General features: G+C 27.8%; 3 protein-coding genes and 1 rRNA gene. 3 read left to right on the top strand and 1 reads right to left on the bottom strand.

Annotated features, from left to right (window positions below; all coding sequences use genetic code 11):
* Nucleotides 1–12: 12 nt before the first annotated feature.
* Nucleotides 13–129: ribosomal RNA gene (gene rrf, locus ACRC03_RS18530) — 5S ribosomal RNA — on the top strand.
* Between the two features lie 61 nt (nucleotides 130–190).
* Here rrf and ACRC03_RS18525 read toward each other — a convergent pair.
* Complete coding sequence (locus ACRC03_RS18525) at nucleotides 191–1,393, bottom strand: pyridoxal phosphate-dependent aminotransferase (protein ID WP_438654089.1); 1,203 nt, start codon at nucleotides 1,391–1,393, stop codon at nucleotides 191–193.
* 328 nt (nucleotides 1,394–1,721) lie between these two features.
* Here ACRC03_RS18525 and ACRC03_RS18520 point away from each other — a divergent pair, with 328 nt between their 5' ends.
* Complete coding sequence (locus ACRC03_RS18520; RefSeq protein ID WP_438654088.1) at nucleotides 1,722–4,073, top strand: anaerobic ribonucleoside triphosphate reductase; 2,352 nt, start codon at nucleotides 1,722–1,724, stop codon at nucleotides 4,071–4,073.
* 19 nt (nucleotides 4,074–4,092) lie between these two features.
* The gene (nrdG, locus tag ACRC03_RS18515; protein ID WP_438654087.1) at nucleotides 4,093–4,632 is read left to right on the top strand and encodes an anaerobic ribonucleoside-triphosphate reductase activating protein; all 540 of its coding nucleotides are present in this window, start codon (nucleotides 4,093–4,095) and stop codon (nucleotides 4,630–4,632) included.
* The last annotated feature ends 690 nt before the right edge of the window (nucleotides 4,633–5,322 follow it).

Genomic DNA, 5,322 nt, shown 5'->3' with positions numbered 1-5,322 from the left:
AAATAAAGATTATGTGGTTATTATAGCAAAGAGGATACACCTGTTCCCATTCCGAACACAGAAGTTAAGCTCTTTAGCGCTGATGGTACTTGGAGGGCAACCTCCTGGGAGAGTAAGACGTAGCCACGTAATCTTTTTTATTTATTAAAAAATAGGAATAATCAATTTATTAAATTGATTATTCCTATTTTTATAAGTTTTTACTAAAAGAGTTTTTAAGATCTAATATAAAATTATTTAACTGGTCTAAACCATTTAAGAAGGTTTCTTCTTTGCAAGCAAAAGATATACGTATATAATTATCCATACCAAATGCTATTCCAGGAACTACAGCTACATGGTATCTATTTAAAAATTCATTGCAAAAATCTATAGAAAAGCTTTTTTTATAATTAAATTTTTCTTTGATTTTCTCTAAATTGATAAATACATAAAAAGCACCATTAGGATAAATATAATTTATATAAGGTATATTATTTAGTTTGTCGCATATTAAATCTCTCCTTTTTTTGTAGGAAGCAACCATTTCATTGATATCTTCAGAGCACTCTTTTAATGCACTGTATCCTATGTATTGTGTAGTTAAGCTGGGATGTGAAACTAAATGACCTTGAATGGTGCTAATAGCTTTTGCGATAGTTTTATTTGAAGCTGAATATCCTAAGCGTAATCCTGTCATAGCTGCAAATTTAGAAAAACCATTTATAGTAATAGTTATATTTTTTGCATCTTCATTTAAAGAAGCTACTGATATAAACTTATTATTAAAACAGATTTTTTCATAAATTTCATCTGCTAATATATAAATATTATTTTTTGTACAAAAATCTACAATGTGAATTAATTCTTCTTTAGAATAAACACTTCCAGTTGGATTTGAAGGATTGTTTAAAATTAAAAGTTTAGATTTAGGAGTAATATATTTTTCTAAATCATATTTTGTTAATTTAAAATTATTATCTTCTTTAGTATCAATAAGAATCGGATTTGCATTTACTAGTTTAATCATTTCAGGGTAACTAACCCAATATGGTTTTGGAAGCAAAACATCATCATTTTCATTAAGTAATGCTAAAAGTGTATTGGTTATACAATTTTTTGCGCCACTAGATATTACTATTTCATCAGGTGAATAAATACAATTGTTTTCTTTTGAAAGTTTATTGCAAATTTCTTCTCGTAATATTTTAAGTCCTGGTACCATGTCATATTTTGTTAAATTTTTATTTAATGACTCTATCCCGAAATTTTTTGCTTTATTAGGAACATTAAAATCTGGCTCACCAATACTAAGATTAATTACATCGATACCTCTGAGTTTCATTTCTGATACTTTTGAACTTATACTTATAGTATAAGACGGTGTTATAGATGAAAGTCTATTTGATAACATAAAATATTCCCCCTTTTTTCATGTTTAAGTATATTATACAGATTATTCTAAAAATATATATAAAGGAGGATAAATTTTCACAAAAAATATGAAAAATATTTTGTTTTTTGTAACACTTACAAATGCTAGGTTTGAAATTATCCACATAGCATTTTCAAGGTTTTAAGTCAGTTTGACTATTATGTACAAATTTGGTAATCTAAATTAGTGATAAATTAGAAAGTCCCTTTAATAAATTTAAAGGGAATTTTTTTAAACTTGATATACTACATATAGTGGTTGGAATGTAAATGTGATACAATATATAGTGATAAGGGGGCGTTTTTAATTGATTAATTTTGTAAAGAAGAGAGATGGAAGAATTATTCCTTTTAATGAGGATAGAATAACAAGAGCTATATTTTTAGCGGCGAGCAATGTAGCAGAAAAAGAAGAAAAGATACCAGATTATAATATAGCAAAAGAACTATCTCAAGAAGTGATAAAGCTATTAAATAAAAAGAATATAAATTTAATACCAGGAGTAGAAGATGTACAAAATGCAGTTATAAAAGTGCTAATAGAAACTGGTCATGCTAAAACAAGTGAAGAGTATATAATTTACAGAAACGAGAGAAGTAGAATAAGAAATTCTAAAACTAGATTAATGAAAACAATAGAAGAAATAACGTTTGAAGATGCTGATGACGCAGATATTAAAAGAGAAAATGCTAATATTAATGGAAATACAGCTATGGGAACGATGCTTCAATATGGAAGTGCTGTATCTAAAGAGTTTTGCAAAACTCATATATTAAAGCCAGAACATTCATTTGCACATGATAATGGAGATATACATATACATGATATGGATTTTTTAAATATGGGAACTTTAACTTGTTGCCAGATAGATGTAGCAAAATTATTTGAAGGAGGTTTCTCTACAGGGCATGGATTTTTAAGAGAACCTAATGACATTATAAGTTATTCAGCATTAGCTGCGATAGCTATACAAAGCAATCAAAATGATCAACATGGTGGTCAAAGTATACCATTCTTTGATTATGGTTTAGCTAAAGGCGTATATAAAACGTTTAAAAAGTTTTATATAGGAAATATATCTAAAGCTTTAAAATTACTTAAAAATATGGATGTAAGTAATCAAGTAGAAGTTATAGTAAATAAATCAGAAGATAATACAGGAATTAAAGTCGGTATAAAGAAGAATGAAGAGTATTTAACATATGAAGCTGAATTATTAAATAAAGAATTTAATTTAGATGAAAGTAGTATAAATAATATACAAAACTTTGCATTTACAGAGTCATATAGAGAAACAGATAAAAGAACATATCAAGCAATGGAGGCATTTATTCATAATTTAAATACAATGCACTCTAGAGCAGGAGCACAAGTTCCGTTTTCTAGTATAAATTTTGGAACGGATATAAGCGAAGAAGGAAGAATGATAACTAAAAATGTATTGTTATCTCAAGAAAAAGGATTAGGTAATGGGGAAACACCTATATTCCCAATACTAATATTCAAGGTTAAAGAAGGAATAAATTTAAATTCAGAAGATCCTAATTATGATTTATTTAAAATAGCATGTAGGGTTTCTGCAAAAAGGTTATTCCCTAACTTTAGCTTCTTAGATGCTCCATTTAATGCTAAATACTATAAAGAAGGACAACCTGAAACAGAAGCTACATATATGGGATGTAGAACCAGAGTGCTTGGTAATGTGTGTGGAGAAGAGGTAGTTAGTGGAAGAGGCAATATATCATTCACTACTATAAACCTTCCTAGATTAGGAATAAAGTACGGTATAGTAAATAGTAAAGAGAGTAACATCAATGAGTTCTTTAGAGAATTAGATGAAAAAATAAACTTAGTTATTGATCAAATATTAGAAAGAATGGAAATACAGGGTAATAAAAAAACAAAGAATTTCCCTTTCTTAATGGGTCAAGGTGTATGGAGAGGTTCTAATGAATTAGGTCCTGAAGATACATTGAAAGAAGTTATAAAACAAGGAACATTAACAATAGGATTTATAGGATTAGCAGAATGTCTGATAGCTTTAACAGGTAAACATCATGGAGAAAGTGAAGAAGCACAAGAGTTAGGATTAAAAATAGTGTCTCATATTAGAAAAAGAATGGAACTGGCAAGTAGTAAGTATAAATTAAACTTTTCTTTAATGGCAACTCCAGCAGAAGGACTTTCTGGTAGGTTTACTAATATAGATAAAAAGTTATATGGAGAAATAGAAGGAATTACTGATAAAGAATATTATACAAATTCATTCCATGTACCTGTATATTATAATATAAGTGCTTTTGATAAAATAAGAATAGAAGCTCCGTATCATGAGTTTACTAATGCAGGGCATATAACATATGTAGAGTTAGATGGAAATCCATCAGATAATTTAGAAGCTTTTGAAACAGTTATAAAAGCGATGAAAGACCAAGGCATAGGATATGGAAGTATAAATCATCCTGTAGACAGAGATCCTATTTGTGGATTTTCAGGGGTAATAGAAGGAAATATATGTCCTGTATGTGGAAGAAATGAAGATGAAAGTAATATTAAATTTGAAAGAATAAGAAGAATCACTGGATATCTAGTAGGAACAGTAGATAGATTTAACAATGCAAAACAAGCAGAGGTTCATGATAGAGTAAAACATAAATAATAATAGGGGGAAAGATACTATGAAAATAAGACTATCGTCGCATTTATCGTTTGATAGTATAGTAGATGGACCTGGATTAAGAATGGTTGTATGGACTCAAGGTTGTACTCATAAATGTAGTGAGTGTCATAATCCACAGACTCATGATTTAAATGGAGGTTATGAAGTGGATATTGATGAAATTATAACTAATATTAAAGGGCGAAAGTTGCAAAGAGGTATAACTTTATCAGGTGGAGAACCATTTTTACAACAAGAACCTTTAGAAAAAATAGCTAAAGAAGCTAAAAACAGTAATTTAGATGTATGGGCATATACTGGTTTTACATTTGAGCAATTATTGGATAGTAAAAATCCTCATTATTTTAAAAATTTAAATTTATTAAATCAAATAGATATTTTAGTAGATGGAAAGTTTATATATGAAAAAAGGGATATAAACTTAAGATTTAGAGGATCATCTAATCAAAGAATAATAGATGTTCAAAAAAGCTTAATAAATAGACAAGTATTTTTAGCTAATGAATATATGGAAGAACAATTATGTAGTGCAAAATAAGTTAGAGTGGATAAAGCTGATTAGGCTTTATCCGCTTTTTTTACGCTTAAGGAAATTATATTGCCTAAAAAACTGTGGATAAGTTACTACATTTAAGCAATGTCAACGTACTTAGTAAAAGTAAAAAAGATTTTTAGCAACGCGCAGAGCCGTTGGCGATATGAAGTGTTTCGTCGACAGGTCGCTCAAGCGAAGTGAATTTTTTATAAAGAAAAATAGATATTGATATAATGGTGAATAAAATACAATAAGATTTAGGTAATGATCATTGTTATCTAAGTAATAAATTTGAATGAATAGCAATTAAGCTAAATTTATTTAAATAATAAATAGAAAATAAATTGTTAATAAATCTATTAATAATGTGGATAATATTATTAATATTAAGTGATAACAGTCTTAGTAATATGTTAATAATGTGGATAAATTTAAGAATAAAATTTAGTTTTAAATTAACTAAAAAAAAAAAGAAAAAGTATTGACGTTATCAAATTGAAATGATATAGTATTACTTGTCCTTAAGAAACGGACGAAATAAAATAAAACAAGAACAAAATTGCTCAATATGAACTTTGAAAATTAAACAGTAGGTTAATTTATAGAAACAAACATAATTCTTAACAGAATTAAAACACAAACAAACCAAGCCAGATATTCAGATAATGATTAGCTGAGCGATGGACAACTTTT

Source organism: Romboutsia sp. (genome assembly GCF_051659545.1).
Taxonomy (GTDB): domain Bacteria; phylum Bacillota; class Clostridia; order Peptostreptococcales; family Peptostreptococcaceae; genus JBOFOR01.
Note: the sequence above shows the minus strand (reverse complement) of the source record. Positions and strands in the feature narration are given on the sequence as shown.

Excerpts from the sequence above, each read along its gene's own strand:
- nrdG (WP_438654087.1), top strand. The coding sequence starts at position 4,093 with ATGAAAATAAGACTATCGTCGCATTTATCGTTTGATAGTATAGTAGAT.
- ACRC03_RS18525 (WP_438654089.1), bottom strand. The coding sequence starts at position 1,393 with ATGTTATCAAATAGACTTTCATCTATAACACCGTCTTATACTATAAGT.